We start from the raw sequence: 16,574 nt of genomic DNA on the forward strand, positions 1-16,574 counted from the left end.
ACATAAGCTAGACTCATTTATTGTAAGCTCTGATTTCCTTTAAGTTTTGTTTTTCTGGTTAGAATCTAGTAGGTTAGGGTAATCGATATTAGTTTTCTGAAGGGCCAAACCATTTTTCGTAAATGGTTTTATAGGTACCGTCTGCTTTTAATTCATCTAAGGCTTGGTTGATTTTGTCACGTAAAGCCGTATCGTTTTGACGGAATGCCCATACAGTGCCACGTGCATCGGTAGGTTCACCGGCTAAGCGAAGATCTTGATAGGCATCTTGTTTTAAGTAATACATAGCGACTACTGTATCGATGATAACGGCGTCAGCATCACCTTGTTGTAAGGCTTTGAAGGCATCTTCGTTATTTTTCATTTCTTGTACGGTAGCGCCAGGAATATGTTTAGCCATGTCTGTTGAAATAGTGCCACTTTGAGTGATGACTTTTTTGTCTGCTAAATCATGCATATTATGGATGCTATCGTCTTCTTTGCGGACAACAGTGATGAAACCATTATCTTTGAAATAAGGTTCTGAAAAGATGACAATTTTAGAACGTTCGTCGGTAGGATTAATACCGGCAGCAATCATATCAATATCATTATTTTCTAGGGATGGAATGAGTTCATCAAAATCTACGCTCTTTAATTCCATTTTATAGCCAATTTTCTTAGCAATCGCTTCCATCAAATCGATGTCAAAGCCTACATATTTTTTCCCGTCTTTAAATTCGTAAGGTGCAAACGTTGTTTCTGTACCTACGCGTAATACTTTTTCAGTAGAGGCTGTATTGGTTGACGTAGAGGTACTAGCGCTACTACTACAACCTGTTAGTAAACCGGCGATTAATAGACTCGCCGTAAGACCTAGCACCATTCTTTTACTGGCCATATTTTTAATGCACTTCATAAGATTCATCATAATAAGCTCCTCCTCACTGCAAAGCGTATCCTCAGTTGTACGCTTTAGTTACTTCCTCTGCTTCTCATTGTTCCTTGCAATTATTGCAAATGAATTATCTTATGGGCTCATTATAGCCCTGTAAGCAGTAAATAGCAATAGGGGGAGGAGCTGACAAAGTGAGTGTTCATCATGGTTTTAGGGCGATATATAATTTTTGCTTACCAATTATTTTTATTAATTTCTAATACTGATAAATTGATTTTTAAGAACAATTATGATTTGCTAGCTTGAATAATATACTTGTATATAAAATTATTTTATACTGGGTATAAGATATATTTTGATTAAATTTCGGATAATTTAAAGAAATATCGGAAAATTATAAAAAAGGGCCTAAAAACAAATATCAATAAATTAAATGATAGATATAAAAAAGTGCGTATAATAAAATGCGGAAATAGAGCGCTACTGCTTCTGTACGACCTTCTCTTTCTACCCTCATAAAGTTGTATAGTTAATAAGCTGGAAATAAAAAAAGAGTGACTATCTTTTAATTCTAACTATACGCTTTTACACTCACGCATCTTCATGTTTAGCATCTTTATGCCACCACACGATACCGTCCTGATTAGGCAAGGTACTGCGATCAAAAGTAGGTTCAACAATACCTGCTTTTTTCTGTTTAAAGTAGTCCACCATAGCCACTTTGCTTTGTTTCGCTAATAAGAGGATAGCTGTTAGATTGGTAAGTACCATGAAAGCCATGAATAAATCAGCTAGATTCCATACTAGGTTTAAGGAAGCAATGGAACCAAAGTAGACCATAATAACTACGAAAATACGGAAAATATTGAGATATAACGAGTTTTTTGTCAAATGAGCAATATTAATTTCGCCATAGTAGTAATTCCCTACGATGGAAGAAAAGGCGAACATGAAAATGAAGATAGCCATCACACCAGGGGCCCAATCGCCCAATTGCATAGCCAAATCATGTTGCACAAGGGCAATACCAGTTAGGCCAGAGCCTTCATAATTGCCCGATACAAGTACGATAAAAGCGGACGCTGTACAAACTAAGAACGTATCAACGAATACCCCAAAGCTTTGAATAAGGCCTTGTTTTACTGGGTGGCTTACATCAGCGGTAGCCGCTGCATTTGGTACAGACCCTTCACCGGCTTCGTTGGAGAATAAGCCACGTTTAATACCATTCATGATAGCGGCTCCGAAGAAACCACCAGAAGCAGCATCAAAGGTAAAGGCTTTTGTGAAAATAGCATAGAATACATTTGGTAATTCGGTAATATTTACAAGCACAATGTAGAGGGCTGTTAAAATATATACACCCGCCATAAGAGGGACAAGCCATTCGCTAAGACGTGCTACGCGAGCAATACCACCGAAGATAACAAGGGCTGTTAAAACAGTAACGGCGATGGCTGTATGTTGTGGGTCAATTTGTACGGTTTGCAGAGCATTAGCTAAAGTGTTAGCTTGTACGGAGTTGTAAATAAGACCATAGGTAACACTGATTAATACGGCAAAGATAAAGGCGAATACAGGGCTTTTAAGGCCTAGTTTGATATAATAGGCAGGCCCACCGTGGAAACCACCTTTTTTAGAAGGTACTTTATAGATTTGGGCTAACGTACTTTCCACAAAGCCGGTAGCAGCGCCTAAAAAGGCAATAAACCACATCCAGAAAACAGCCCCTGGGCCACCTAGCACAACGGCGATGGCAATACCGGCAATATTACCAACCCCTACACGGGAGGCAGAGCTAACGCAGAAGGCCTGGAAAGAGGAAATACGATTACCATTAGTTTTAGTACCAACCCCTTCACCTAATAGGCGAACCATTTCTTTAAGATAGCGAATTTGAATAAATCCAGTGGAGAAGGAGAACCAAAAACCAGCGGCTACTAGGTAGATGATGATAATATAATCCCAGAGAAAGCCGGTTACGGTCCCGATGAGAGAGTTGAACGCGTCCATACTACATTCCTTTCATAACATAACGAAAAATAATATCTATAGAATATAAATCTATAGACATTATACTATATAGAAAGAGTGACGTATATACATTTTGTATGTATACATTATTCGCAAACTTGTCTTTTCCCCTTTATTAGTATATAATAATATAGCTAGCCGTAATGCAGGACTGGATTATGGCAGTCTTGTGGGGCTCGTGCAATGGAAGCCTGTGAATCGTGTCAGGATCGAGAGATAGCAGCACTAAGCGGTTACTTTCATGTGCCACGAGGGAACCTATGAGGCTGTCATAATCGAGTGTTGCAGCGGCTTTTTTTGCTAGCTGGAGCAATGGATTGGATAGGAAATAAGCAAGAAAGGAGGTCCGTGATGAGTTATGTAGCTTTGTATCGGAAATGGCGCCCCCAGACGTTTACTGATGTGGTAGGACAAAAGCAAGTGAGTGAAACCTTGATGCGCGCAATTCGTGAAGATAAAGTAGCTCATGCTTATCTTTTTTCAGGGCCCCGAGGAACGGGCAAAACCAGTGTGGCTAAGATTTTTGCAAGGGCTATTAACTGTGAAAAAGGACCTACGGATCATCCTTGTAATGAATGTACTTCTTGTAAGCAGATCTTAAGCGGTCAGTCGATGGACGTGTTAGAGATTGACGCAGCCTCTAATCGTGGGATTGATGAAATTCGCTCTTTGCGTGAAAGTGTTAAATTTTTGCCTGTCGAAGGGCGTAAGAAGATTTTCATCATTGACGAAGCGCATATGTTGACGAATGAAGCGTGGAATGCCTTACTTAAGACGATTGAAGAACCACCACCTCATATTATGTTTATCTTTGCCACTACTGAAGTGGATAAATTGCCGGTAACGATTTTATCGCGTTGTCAGCGCTATACATTCCGTCGTATTACGGCGGATGACATTGCGGAACATTTACTGCATGTGGCGGCGGAAAGTCAGATTTCCTTAGCGCCTGAAGCAGCGCAATTAATCGCCATTCATGCAGATGGTGGTCTCCGTGATGCGCTGAGTATTCTTGATCAATGCTCAGGCATGGCTACAGATATGATTACGTCTGAAACGGTAGAATCCATGATTGGTCTAGTTGGTAAAGAATGGATTATGACATTTTTAGATTATTTGCGACAAGGTGATGGCGCATCGGTGTTAGTGGCTTGTAAAAAAGCCCTTAGTGAAGGTCGCGATAGCAAACAAATTATTGAAGCCCTCATTCAACATGTAAGAGCGTTAGTGATTGAAAAAGTATTGCCTACAGCGGAAGAATTAGCCTTATATGCTCCGTTTAAAGCACAATTTAGTGCACAAGCGGCCGCTTTTTCGGTGGATGATTTAAATTATTATGTTAAAGAATTGCAGCAGATTTTAAATGATGCGAAACGAGTCGATAATCCACGCATTGTTATTGAAATGGGTTTACTTGGCATTTGCGCGCGCGTACAAGTAAGCGAAGAAGATGTGATTGAGCGCTTGGCTGCTGTAGAAAGTCGATTAGATTCGGCCGATAATCAGTGGAGTGCTCGGTTAGCGCAATTGGAAAGTCAACCGCCGGTTATGATGGCTGCCCCTGTATCCCCTATGGCAGGTGGTGTAGTAGAACCGAGTATAACGGCTAGTCTTAATGGTGCCAGTGCGGCGACGGGTATGGCCGTAGGCATGAAGCCCCCAGGTAGTGGAGCCGTAGGCGCTGTGCCACCTAGTAGTACTAGGCCGGGTATGACTCCGCCAGGGGCTAGGCCGCCAAAACGAGGAGCTAGTTCAAGTACGTCTAGTTCCGCTTTGTCGGCTATTGAAACAGCCAAGGTGGGAGTTCAATCAGGCATGGCTACGCAAAAACATGGTCATGAGCCTATGTCTTCGGTAGAAGATAAAGACGTAGTTTTAGGAGAACGTATCATAAATCCTAAAACATATGGTAAAATAAAATCGGATATGTTAAATTATGCATCTAGTCGTTCCTGGAATTTAGTGAGTGGCTTTTATAAAAATGCAGAACTTATCTATGCTGATGAAAGTCGAATTGTATTTTTGTTTTCTCAGGCCCCTTTGGTAGCGATTGCAGGCCATCCTGAGCGACTATATGAAGTTGAACAAAGTGTGCATCAAGCGTTAGGATATCCAGCGCGGGTGCAGTTATTTAGTAAGACGGAACCAGAGGCAAAAGAGTATTGGCAGGCTGCGAAGAATGTGGCTACTGGCGTAGCCAATCAAAGTGTTACTCAGGAACCGCCTCTTCAGCAGAGTATCGCGCCACAACCGGTGACTCAACAGAGTACAATGCCTAAGGTGACGCCACCAAAGGCTATGTCAGATAGTATTGATGATTTTGGCGCTACGCCAGCGGTGACGGGGCCTACCTCTACGGTACAACCTGTTGAGGGGACTAAGGCGGCGACGCCTGTAGTTGACGATTTTGGTGCTGGTGATTTTGAAACACCACCGCCACCAATCGATGAATATGAATCGGCAGAGCTTGCTGTGGATGACTTTGGAGCTACGCAGGCAACACCTATGGTTGATGATGCGCAAATGGCATCAGGTGAAAAAAAAAAGACCCTAACAGCCACGGACTTACAGAAACTCCCTAAATGGGATCCTAATCATTGTCGTCCTGAAGAACTGGAAAATCCTTTGTTACTAGGGGCATTAGCACATGCCGCGGCTGAAGGTAATGATATTTATGTAGAAGTTGTGCCTGATGATGAAGATGACGATATGTAATCGATTAATGTGTATGAATTGAAGGAGGAACAATAATGTTCGGTAAAGGTATGCCAAATATGGGCAATATGCAAGGTATGATGAAAAAAGTACAGAAAATGCAAGCAGACATGCAGAAAATGCAGGAAGAATTAAAAACTAAGACGGTAGATGCCTCTGTTGGTGGCGGTGCCGTTACTATCGTAATGAATGGTGAAAAAATCGTACAATCTGTTAAAATCGATCCATCTGTAGTAGATACAGAGGATATGGAAATGTTAGAAGACTTAGTATTATCCGCCGTTAATGCAGCTGGTCAAAAAGTTGACGACATGATGGCTCAAGAAATGAGTAAAGTAACTGGCGGCATGAAATTACCAGGGTTGTTCTAAAATGGCCAATCCGTTAGAACGGTTAGTAGAAGAATTGCGCCGTTTGCCTGGCATTGGCGCTAAATCGGCGCGACGCTTAGCGTATCATTTAGTGGAGCTTCCGAAGGAAGACGTGGATGCGCTCGTAGATACCATTGTACAAGCTAAAGAGGCCACTAAGCGTTGTTCCATTTGTTTTAACTTATCGGCTCAAGATCCTTGTGAATACTGTGCCAATGAGAATCGTGACCACAGCATAATTTGTGTAGTGGAAACGTCGCGAGATGTGATTGCTATTGAGCGCAGTGGTGATTATAAAGGGGTATATCATGTGCTCGAAGGGGCCCTATCGCCACTGGAAGGTATTGGCGTAGAAGATATTCGCATTAAAGAATTATTAGACCGCTTGCGGGATGAAACGGTGACTGAAGTCATTTTAGCGACTGATCCTGACCCTGAAGGGGAAGCAACGGCGTTGTATTTGGCACGGTTGCTGAAGCCTATTGGTATAAAAGTGACGCGCATTGCTCGTGGTGTACCGGTAGGTGGAGACATTGAATATGCAGATGAGTTAACTATCGGCGGAGCTGTTATGAACCGCCGAGAAATGTGAGGCTTTTAGATGGATTTAATAGTAACAGCCGTCGTTGCTGTCGTCGTTATTTATACGATTTTTAAAGTGGCATTTTATACCGTAAAAAAGGTAGGCTTAAATTTAATTTTAGGCTATGCTGCGTTTTATATTTGTAATAATTTCTTCCATATCCCTGTGGATATGACAGTGCTCATGTGGTTTTTAACAGCAGTATTAGGGCCAATCCCTGTCATTGTGGTGGCTCTTATGCATAGTATGTAAGGAGGCTAAGAGACCATGTCGCAGTTAAACGAAGCCCAACAGCGTGTAGTGACAACGTTGGACAAGAATATACTGTTATTGGCCTCAGCTGGCACTGGAAAAACGAATACCTTGGCTCACCGGGTAGCTCACATTTTACAAAGTGGAGCGGCAAAAGGCGATGAAATTCTCTGCATGACCTTTACGAATAAGGCGTGCCGTGAAATGAAAGAACGCATTTTAACCATGGCGGGGTCAGTGGCTAAAGCTGTGGAGGTTAGTACCTTTCACAGCTTTTGTTATAAAGTGCTACAAGAGGAAAGTAAGCGCAATGACACGCTGTATATGGATATGTCTATTTATGACGAAGTCGATTGTCAGGAATTATTAGCCCCTTGGCTCCCCATAGGCATGCGGGAACCGGTGTTTATGAATCTAATTAGCCATGTGAAGGAATATCGGTCATTATGGGGTATGTATACAGATACACCAGCTGACGATTATCGCCATACCATTGATCGTTTGTTCTTAGAGCAACGGGACACGATGGAACGATTTTTTAATGGCCTTACGATGAGTACGTTGGCCGATTTTCGTGAAACGGGCTATAAAACGTTAATAGCCTATGAAGAAGCGTTAGCTAATGTGCATGGTGTAGATTTCACGGATCTAATTACACAGGTTCATCGTTTATTTCAAGAAGAATCGATTCGTGAACGGTGGCGCAGTCGCTATTCGTATATTTCTGTTGACGAAATGCAAGATACTAGTGATTTAGAAGCAGAAGTGATGAAACTGCTTTGGCAGGGCAATCACATTTTGCTTTGTGGTGATTATTTTCAAACGATTTACGAGTGGCGCGGGTCTAATCCAGAGCGCTTATTGGCTGCCTATAAACAAGAATTTCAGCCAGAAGTCATTGTGTTTTATGAAAATTATAGAGCCAATCGACAGCTTTTTGATGTTTCTTTTGCCGTATTGCAACGCATGTTTCCTCGCTTGATTAATGAGTTTTATGAAAAGCCACCTTTTGCAGCGACTAAAGAAGAAGGGGAACCCATTATCGTCCATAAGGCACCTACGGAGTGGAAAGAAGGGGCTTATATTTTCGATATGATTCAAACCTTACCTAAAGAGGCAAATATTGGTGTCTTGGTGCGTAGTAATAAACAAGCTCAGTATTTGAGTGCTTTATTTAGTCGTTGTAATGATAATTTGCCCCCTGCGGAGCAACGACAATTTATGATTATCGATGAATATAAATTCTTCCGACGTCAAGAAATCAAAGATGTGATGGCCTATTTTAAATTGCTTTTAAACCCTCATGATGCCCTAAGTGCTAAGCGTTTAATCAAGCGCTATGTAAAAGGGATTGGGGAGGCTCGGATTCAGCAGATTGAAAGCGAAACAGTGCGCACTATGGGCCTTCGATTGACTGACTTTTTAGATATGCAGATTTTTGAAAGCGAGCCTTACGATGGACTTATAAAAGGTTTAGCAGCGGGTAATATTATTGTGTATGATGTGGAAAGCACGGGCACAGATACGACTAAGGACGAAATTATTCAGATTGCAGCCTTTAAATTGAAGCCTGATGGCTCAGAAGGAGCCGTCTTTGAACGCTTTATTCGGCCTAGTAAGCCCGTTGGTGATTCGGAGTTGGTTCATGGATTTAGCGATGCCTATTTAGCTGACCATGGTGAAGACGCAGCCACTGTGTTAGCTGAGTTTAAAGAATTTACCAAGGGTGCTATTATTGTGGGGCATAATGTAAACTATGATATTAGCATTTTTACGAGTGAACTACATCGTCACAATTTAGGAGACCCGCAATTTGCAGGCGTCTATGATACCTTAGATATATATCGCCGGTTTTATCCGCGCTTAGCCAATCATAAATTAGGATTTTTAAGTGAAACGTTTCCTATTAACTACACGCCTACGCACAATGCTATGGATGATATTCGCGCTACAGCACGATTATTGTTGTATGCGATTGAAAAGAATATTGAGCCCACCGCTGATCAACGTAGAGCCTTGATTAGTAATTTTAAAAATGCTTTTGCTACTATGGCTTCACAAATGGCTACGTTGCGGCGTAAAATTGTAACGGATAAACCGTCAGCCCTATTGGCTTATATTATGAAAGATATGGGCGTTTTGGCGTATTATACTGAGCGACGAGAACATGAGCGCGTTGAGTATATTCGTGATTTATATCGCCTTATGGTAGAGTTAGAAGGGCAAGATAGCCACTTAGCTGGTCGTGAATATTTACAACGCATGTTGGAACAAGCCGCTTTGACGGCTGGTGAACCGGATCAACGGTTGAAAAATAATGACCGCATTCCTATCATTACGGTACATCAAGCTAAGGGCAGTGAATTTGATTACGTCTTTTTAGCTGGTCTGCGGGAAGGCGTATTCCCTAGCTTTTTAGCGCTAAAAGAAGGGAAACGTTCAGAAGAACAACGATTATTTTATGTAGCGATTACGCGCGCTAAACAGCGTTTATTTATTTCCTATGCATCGACCAATGATCGTGGGAAGCCTTGTAAAGCAAGTGAGTTTTTACAATATTTACCGAATAGTGTTGTATGGGAATAAGCGTATAGTTTAGGCGTTACCTTCATTCGTTGAAGGGACGCACTATTATATAAAAGAAGCTACGGGACGAGGAGGTGTTGTATGGCACGTAAAACTTGGCGCTCTGATGATGTAAATTTTTTATTAATGCCGGAAGAAGTGGCTGCTGGTATTACAACGGTAGGCGAATGGTTAGATGCAAAACATATGTCGCGGTCTGTGATGAAGCAGTTGTTTCAGGAAAAATTAGTCTTGTTAAATGGTAAAAAAACAAATCCAAAGGCGGCAGTGGCTTTGAGTGACGAACTTCGGTTACAGATGCCAAAAGAAAAACTAGACTATGAGCCTATAGAAGTGGCGTTGACTATTTTATATGAAGATGAGGATTTACTTATTTTAGATAAGCCCGTAGGCATTACGGTGAACTCTAAAGGGCAAGTATCTTTGGCTAATGGGGTGGCACAGTATTTTAAAGCTAATGGTATTAAGCGTAAAGTACGCTTTTTAAATCGTTTGGATCGCGATACCTCAGGTTGTATTATTGTAGCGAAGAGTGGTTTAGCGCAGAGCTTTTATCAGAAGCAGATTGAAGAGCAACGCTTTGAAAAATGGTATACGACAACCGTGCAAGGCCGTTTAGAAGGGGTCAATATCGTGGAACTTCCTATGGGACGGAGTGAAGACGGTATTCATTATGAAGTGCGTGAGGATGGTAAAATGACACGGACCGCTTATAATGCTTTGGGGCTCTATATAGATGAGGGGGCAACATTAAGACGAGTGAATAGTGAAGAATTAGCCCAATTATCAGCGGTTGATGCTGATAAGTTAGTGACTAAAGTGGATGTGCGGTTGTATACGGGTAAAACCCATCAAATTCGCGTTGCCATGGCTCATTTGGGGCATCCTTTAGTAGGTGATGCGCTGTATGGCTGTGAACGACCAGGACGAACGTATCAGTTGCGGGCAAAACGAGTCGTCTTTACTTCTTTGCGGACGGGTCAAATGGTGACCGTAGAAGCTGATTAAAAGCATAAGAAATATATGTCAAGATGGGGTTATAGGACAAAATGTGTTGCTCAAAAGGTCGATGAAACTAGTATTTAATTGGTTTCATCGGCCTTTTAATTTTATGTAAGGACCTAGTTTTGATATAGGGGCTGACATAGCAAAAAGTCGTAAAAAATACAAGTTTGTTCCATTGATAGCATAAACTTGTAAAAATAAAAAGGTTTTGCTATGATGGGCGTAAAATTTGGATTATTAAAATATATAAAGAGAGTGTATTAAATAAGGGAGTGAAGCAATAGTGGATATTATGGCTATAGTGTATATAATTCTTCCCGCTTTAGTTGGAAGTGTATGTGCAATAGGTGTTAATTGGGTAAGAGATTTCTATAGTGTTAGTAAAAAGATTGAAGAAAATAGAAAAGTGGCAGTTTTTAATATGATAAATAGAGTAAGGGAGTTTAGATTTTTAACAAAAATATTATATATGGATCATAATGATGCTATATCATCAGCTCAACGAGGTGAAGATGGTAGATTTTTTTGTTTTAATGGAAGGTTTTTAAGAGCGGAAGATATTATTTTATTGAATACTGAAATTCAACGAATTGAATTGATTAATCAAGAAATTATATTTAAATATTTGGCATTAGCAAGAAAAGCAATATATTTAAAGAGTGGTATAAAAAGTATGTATAATGTATTGGATGAAGATATAGCGTTTAAAGAGATAAAGAAAGAGTTATTAAAGGTATTGGAAGATGCACTAGAAGTAGAGAAGTGTATACAAAAAGAATATAAGATAAAACTTATTGATGAAGTTTGGGAAAATCATTAAACAAAAAGGATGTAGGTCTTATTGTAATTAAAGAGACCTGCATCCTTTTTAGTTAGTTGAAAAATGTAGTTGAAAGAGTATTACAAATTTTTAATACCATTAAACAATAAAAGATAATATAAAACTTACCCCAATACCTACTAATAGAGCAGGACGTTCCCACTTATTAGCTAGTTTTTGGTTAGTTCCAGGAATTACACCAGCAACAACTGGTAAAGCGGTTAGAGCACCACCAGTAAGGAATAATTGCATAATAGCAGCACCCATGATCGCGGCAAAACTTATGGACATTGGATCTAAATTCATGCCTATTAAAATTTGAACGAATGGGAGAATAATAGCTGCTGAAGCTGCATTGGATTGTGTGATTAGCCCTGCGACTGTAGAAATAATAAAGAGTATTTGAATAGGAGCGATAGCTAAGAAAGGTTTTAAGTATTCTGATAAGACACTTACTAATCCAATTTTATTAATTACTACAGACATAAACATCAAACTAATGATAGCTACTATAGGAATTGCAATTTGAGCAACGCCTGATATCATAGCTTTTTCTCCATCTGCTAAAGAGTATTTAGCCATGATAATAACAAGAATACTACATACAAAACCAACAATAAATACAGGTACACCCATAAAGAAAGCAATACATAAGGCTAAAAATGGTAAAACTGCTTTTGTAAAACTTGGAGCATCATCTGGTAATATAAAATCTTTATTTGAATTTGCATTTTCTATATCAGGAATATGATGTCCTTCTGTTTTCATTTCTTTTTTAGCACGCCAATAAGCAAAAATATAAATGCCTATACTACCTACAAGCCCCCAAACATTAATTAGGCCGAAAGAGATTCCTGTTAACCCTAGTATTGCTAGCATTGTAGGATGTGTAAAACCACAAGAGTTTGCTACTGTATTAGCCATAGAAATAATGGCTGCTGTTTTATTAGGATGTAAACCGAGTCTGGTAGCAGCAGGTCCTGCTATAGTAGCAGTGATTACAGGTTGAGTAAATGCGGTTAAAGCGCCAAGTAAAGCCGCCGCTAAGCCCGCAGCTGTTGCGATTCCTGGGGCACCACCTTTTTGTTTACCGACTTCCATAATTTTATAAATAATAACATTTAGAAAACCACTTTTTTGCATAATGCCAATGAATAATAGAACTCCTAGCATATCGATTAGGACCGGGTTCATTGCAGCAATAAGTAATTTGCCTACGGAATTAGGATCTTTACCAATAAGAGGAAAACCAGCGGCAATAGCGGCTAAAGTACTACCGATAGTCGCTGTAATATAGAGTGGCGCACGACCGAGTATCATAACTAATAAGGTAAGAAGCATAATTATTTGGGCGGCTATCATGGGGAACCTCCTTTATAAAATTTTATAGTGAATTACTATTAATTAGTGTTCGTTGATGATTTGAATTTTATAATTTAGGTTAATAGTACGATTTAGTTTTTCATCAATTAATTGGCAAGAGAAAGCTTCTCCATATTGGAAGCCGTTCTTTAGAGGTACTGTACCAGTAAAAATTAGGCTATTTTCAATATCTATTTCTTTTTTTAGAGTGTTGATTATTGTATCTAAAGATAGTAGATCTGAAGTTAAGCCTTGTTGATAATCTATAGTTTGGCCATTTAAAATCTGTGTTGATTTTAGCTTAATGTTATCAAAATGATTTTTTATCTCTTCATAAGGCCAGAACGTTGTCGCAAAGGGTTTTAAGCAAAGTTGCTTTGATTTATGGATACTTACTGCTTCTAATTCGCGATCGGTATGGTCGCTACCTACGCCTATATAATAATTACCCTCATGAACTAGAATAAGGTATTCTACTTCACCGCTTGTTTTATTACCAATCACTTCAATATTGTCTGAAGTGGTTAATAATTCTTTTGAACATTGATAAAGAACAGGGACTGATTTTGGACATTTTATTCCTTCTTCTTCTAATTCACGGATATGTTCCATAGTTTTATCTATATCTTTACCTGCAAATCCAACAACTAATAAATGATTTAATTGTAGATCAAGAGATTTAGTGCTATTTAAAGTTTCGATAGTAATATTCATGGAGAAACTCCTTTTCTTTAATTTAAGGTTATAAGGTTAATTAACTTAAAAAAATAATTTATAGTTTATAGTTTATATAAATCAGGTTTTCTATCTCTGAAGACATTAATTGATTCTCTAATATCTTTGATAATACTTACATCAATATTGCCATAACCAATACTTTCGGTTTCATTGAGATGGCATAGTTCGTCACCCCAAGGATTAATAAGTAAAGAATTACCGCCATAAATGGTATTTTCTGTTTTGCTACAAGCATTAACTGCGCATACATACATTTGATTTTCAATTGCACGTGTAGTGACTAGGTTAATCCAATGTTTTTTTCTGATTAAAGGCCAATGAGCTGGGACAAACAATAGATCGAGACCTTGTAAAGCGAGAGAACGTACTAATTCACAAAAGCGAATGTCATAGCAAATGATAATGCCGCATTTTAGCCCCTCTAAATTGAATGTAACTAAGTTTTTACCACCTGTATAATAGTTATGTTCTCCAGAAGGAGTAAAACTATGAATTTTGTCATATTCAGCAATAAGGTTGCCATTTTTATTAAAAATATAGGCGGTGTTATAAATATTATCATTTTTTAAAGTAGTTACGGATCCCGCCACAATGCTTACTTTATTTTCTTTTGCATAGGAAGAAAATAAAGTTTTTGTTTGTTCTCCATTTTTATCGGCTAATGATTTTAAATTAGCAGTAGGAAAAAATCCGGTATTAAATGTTTCGGGAAGGACTAAAATGTCAGGATTCTCTTTCATGGCTTTATTTAGCAAATCTAAAGCATGAGAAAAGTTTTTAGTTGGTTCAGCAAAAGCTGAATCCATCTGTATTAATGCAATTTTTGGGTTCATAATTGACTCCTTTTTACAATTGATATACCATTTGGTTAAATTGTATACCAATAATGAAAAATAGTCAATAATATTAGAAGTAAATGTAATAATTTATATAAGATGAAGAAATATAAAAGAAGTAGTGATATAATATAAATAAAATATAAAAGTAGGTGAATATATGAATTTAGACGACCGAAAATCATTGCAGCAACGTGTATATGTACATTTAAAAGAAGCTATTAATGAACAGATTTATAAGCCTGGAGATATTTTAAATGAGAGAAAAATATCTGCGGAATTAAATGTAAGTCGTACTCCTGTTAGAGAGGCATTTAAAGCATTAGAAGCGGAAGATATTGTTGAATATATACCATATCGTGGTGTTATGGTAAAATCATTGTCTTCTGAGGATTTAAAATATATTTTTCAAATAAGAGAAGCACTAGAAGTATTAGTTATAAAGCTAGCTATTGATAAGATTAATAATGAAACTCTTAGACGCTTACAACAATGTGTAATTAAACAAGAAGATTTGAAGGCAGGAAATGAAAAAAGAATTCAAGAATTTATTAAATTAGATATGGAGTTTCATAATATTCTTGCTGATACATCAGGAAATCCTTTTTTGAAACAATTAATTTTAGATATTAGGGACAAAGTGGCTAGATTAGGTGTGACAGCTTTATATAGTGGGCCACAAAGATTTGAAGAAACAATTGAAGAACACCGTAATATAGTTAGTACCTTAAAGGCAGATGATTCAAAATTAGCTTTAGCTGCGATGGAACAACATATTCAAAATACATATGAAAACGCAATGAGGTATATTGAGTCTTTAAATGAAAATAAATGAAAAACACCCAATAATTAGGTTCTGGCCTAATTATTGGGTGTTTTTTCATCATAGGTGTGGAAACAGATATTACTATCTATACAACAAAATTAGAAGACTTATAGTCAAAATAATATTTTTATAATATAATTAACAAAGTATTTAATTATATGTTTTTAGGTTGAAGGAGGTTTTACAATGAGTGAAGCGTTACAAGCCACGAAAAGTCGTTTTCTACGCTTGCAGATGCATTCATTAATTGGGATATGGATTGGCTATGCTATGTACTATGTAGTGCGTAGTAACTTTAATTTAGCTTTACCATATTTGTCGGGAGAGATGGGATTAACTAAGACACAGCTAGGCTTATTGACAAGTTGTATGTTAATTACTTATGGACTTAGTAAAGGTTTTATGAGCGTATTAGCAGATAAAGCAAATCCTAAGTATTTTATGGCTACAGGCCTAGCACTTTGTGTTATTATTAACATTATTATGGGGTTCACTACACATTACAGTCTGTTTATTGCACTTATTATTTTATTAGGATTGTTTCAAGGCATGGGTGTAGGACCTTCTATTATTACTGTAGGCTATTGGTTCCCTCGTTCCCAACGTGGTCGTGCTAGTACAATTTGGAATATGTCACATAATCTAGGTGGTGGTATTGTAGCGCCTATCGTTGGGGCTGCGGTTGGCTACTTAGGGGCTGAACATTGGCGTATGGGGACTTTTGCGGTACCTGCCTTGTTGGCCGCTATAGGGGTATTGTTAATTTTATATTTTGTTCGTAAACGTCCGGTCGAAGAAGGTTTACCAACCGTGGAAGAAATGTATCATGAAGAAGCAGCTGGTCAGAAATCGGCTAAAATGGATAGTGAACGGCCAGAAAATATGAACGCCTTTCATGTATTTTTCCATTACGTTTTTAAAAATCCTAATTCTTGGTATTTAGTACTTATTGATGTTTTTGTATATATGGTACGCTTTGGTATGTTAACCTGGATTCCATTATACTTGTTAAAAGTAAAAGGTTTCAGCAAAGCGGAAATGAGCGTGGCCTATATGTTGTTCGAATGGGCAGCTATTCCATCGACAATTATTGCAGGCTATTTAGTTGATAAATACTTCAAAGGTCGCATTATGCAGTTACCTATTTATTGCTTAATTGTTATCTTTGCTTGTGTTATCGGCTATATGAATTCGGAGTCTATTTTATGGGCGACTATTTTTGCTTGTATTACGGGTTGTTTAATTTACATTCCGCAATCTATGATTCCAGTACAGGCGATGGAAGTTATTCCGACGTTTGCATTAGGATCGGCCGTAGGTTTACGAGGTCTTATGAGTTATTTAGTAGGTAGCTCTTTGGGAACGACTCTATTTGGCTTTGTTGTGGATCATTATGGCTGGGATATGGGCTTTTATACCTTGCTAGTTGGGGTAGTTCTTTGTATGTTTGCTTGTTACTTATCTAATCGTGGTGTTCAAAAGATTTATAAACAAGCAGCTGAGTTAAAATAAAATATAACAAGACAATAATATGAACCGACTCTTAAAGTTAGATTTAATAATTTTAAG

Annotated in this window: 14 protein-coding genes and 1 other RNA gene; 10 read left to right on the top strand and 5 right to left on the bottom strand. The window is 38.3% G+C overall.

What is annotated here, in order from left to right:
• Window positions 1–88 precede the first annotated feature (88 nt).
• Together VER_RS01525 and VER_RS01530 are read right to left on the bottom strand one after the other, a co-directional pair.
• Window positions 89–910, bottom strand: coding sequence for a basic amino acid ABC transporter substrate-binding protein (locus tag VER_RS01525; RefSeq protein WP_238390107.1), 822 nt, complete (start codon window positions 908–910; stop codon window positions 89–91).
• A gap of 558 nt (window positions 911–1,468) precedes the next feature.
• Entirely contained in the window at window positions 1,469–2,890 is a 1,422-nt protein-coding gene (locus tag VER_RS01530; protein ID WP_162099129.1) for a sodium:alanine symporter family protein, read from the bottom strand.
• Between the two features lie 188 nt (window positions 2,891–3,078).
• On the opposite strand from VER_RS01530, the gene ffs reads away from it, so the two are divergent.
• The 8 genes from ffs to VER_RS01570 all read left to right on the top strand — a co-directional run bounded on the left by ffs (window position 3,079) and on the right by VER_RS01570 (window position 11,243).
• An RNA gene (ffs, locus tag VER_RS01535) (signal recognition particle sRNA small type) lies at window positions 3,079–3,178 on the top strand.
• An 84-nt stretch (window positions 3,179–3,262) separates the two neighbouring features.
• Complete coding sequence (dnaX, locus tag VER_RS01540) at window positions 3,263–5,626, top strand: DNA polymerase III subunit gamma/tau (RefSeq protein ID WP_162099130.1); 2,364 nt, start codon at window positions 3,263–3,265, stop codon at window positions 5,624–5,626.
• A 35-nt stretch (window positions 5,627–5,661) separates the two neighbouring features.
• Window positions 5,662–5,997 (top strand): YbaB/EbfC family nucleoid-associated protein, encoded by a 336-nt coding sequence (locus VER_RS01545; protein ID WP_162099131.1) that lies wholly within the window; start codon window positions 5,662–5,664, stop codon window positions 5,995–5,997.
• Window position 5,998: 1 nt separating this feature from the next.
• On the top strand, window positions 5,999–6,589 hold the full coding sequence (recR, locus tag VER_RS01550; protein WP_162099132.1) for a recombination mediator RecR: 591 nt from the start codon (window positions 5,999–6,001) through the stop codon (window positions 6,587–6,589).
• Between the two features lie 9 nt (window positions 6,590–6,598).
• Window positions 6,599–6,832 carry a hypothetical protein gene (locus VER_RS01555; RefSeq protein ID WP_162099133.1) on the top strand — a complete coding sequence of 78 codons (234 nt, stop codon included), beginning with the start codon at window positions 6,599–6,601 and terminating at the stop codon, window positions 6,830–6,832.
• A gap of 15 nt (window positions 6,833–6,847) precedes the next feature.
• Complete coding sequence (locus VER_RS01560) at window positions 6,848–9,418, top strand: 3'-5' exonuclease (RefSeq protein ID WP_162099134.1); 2,571 nt, start codon at window positions 6,848–6,850, stop codon at window positions 9,416–9,418.
• 81 nt (window positions 9,419–9,499) lie between these two features.
• Window positions 9,500–10,426, top strand: coding sequence for an RluA family pseudouridine synthase (locus VER_RS01565; protein ID WP_162099135.1), 927 nt, complete (start codon window positions 9,500–9,502; stop codon window positions 10,424–10,426).
• Between the two features lie 280 nt (window positions 10,427–10,706).
• The gene (locus VER_RS01570; protein ID WP_162099136.1) at window positions 10,707–11,243 is read left to right on the top strand and encodes a hypothetical protein; all 537 of its coding nucleotides are present in this window, start codon (window positions 10,707–10,709) and stop codon (window positions 11,241–11,243) included.
• Window positions 11,244–11,342: 99 nt separating this feature from the next.
• Here VER_RS01570 and VER_RS01575 read toward each other — a convergent pair whose 3' ends face one another.
• From VER_RS01575 to VER_RS01585, 3 genes are all read right to left on the bottom strand, one after another.
• Window positions 11,343–12,605 carry an SLC13 family permease gene (locus VER_RS01575; protein ID WP_162099137.1) on the bottom strand — a complete coding sequence of 421 codons (1,263 nt, stop codon included), beginning with the start codon at window positions 12,603–12,605 and terminating at the stop codon, window positions 11,343–11,345.
• A 42-nt stretch (window positions 12,606–12,647) separates the two neighbouring features.
• Window positions 12,648–13,319 carry a DUF2848 family protein gene (locus VER_RS01580; RefSeq protein WP_162099138.1) on the bottom strand — a complete coding sequence of 224 codons (672 nt, stop codon included), beginning with the start codon at window positions 13,317–13,319 and terminating at the stop codon, window positions 12,648–12,650.
• Window positions 13,320–13,384: 65 nt separating this feature from the next.
• The gene (locus VER_RS01585; RefSeq protein ID WP_162099139.1) at window positions 13,385–14,176 is read right to left on the bottom strand and encodes a carbon-nitrogen family hydrolase; all 792 of its coding nucleotides are present in this window, start codon (window positions 14,174–14,176) and stop codon (window positions 13,385–13,387) included.
• A 163-nt stretch (window positions 14,177–14,339) separates the two neighbouring features.
• Between VER_RS01585 and VER_RS01590 the strand changes: the two genes are divergently transcribed.
• Complete coding sequence (locus VER_RS01590) at window positions 14,340–15,014, top strand: GntR family transcriptional regulator (protein ID WP_162099140.1); 675 nt, start codon at window positions 14,340–14,342, stop codon at window positions 15,012–15,014.
• Between the two features lie 177 nt (window positions 15,015–15,191).
• The gene (locus tag VER_RS01595) at window positions 15,192–16,517 is read left to right on the top strand and encodes an MFS transporter (protein WP_162099141.1); all 1,326 of its coding nucleotides are present in this window, start codon (window positions 15,192–15,194) and stop codon (window positions 16,515–16,517) included.
• The last annotated feature ends 57 nt before the right edge of the window (window positions 16,518–16,574 follow it).

The organism is Veillonella sp. R32 (genome assembly GCF_010093125.1).
GTDB lineage: Bacteria > Bacillota > Negativicutes > Veillonellales > Veillonellaceae > Veillonella_A.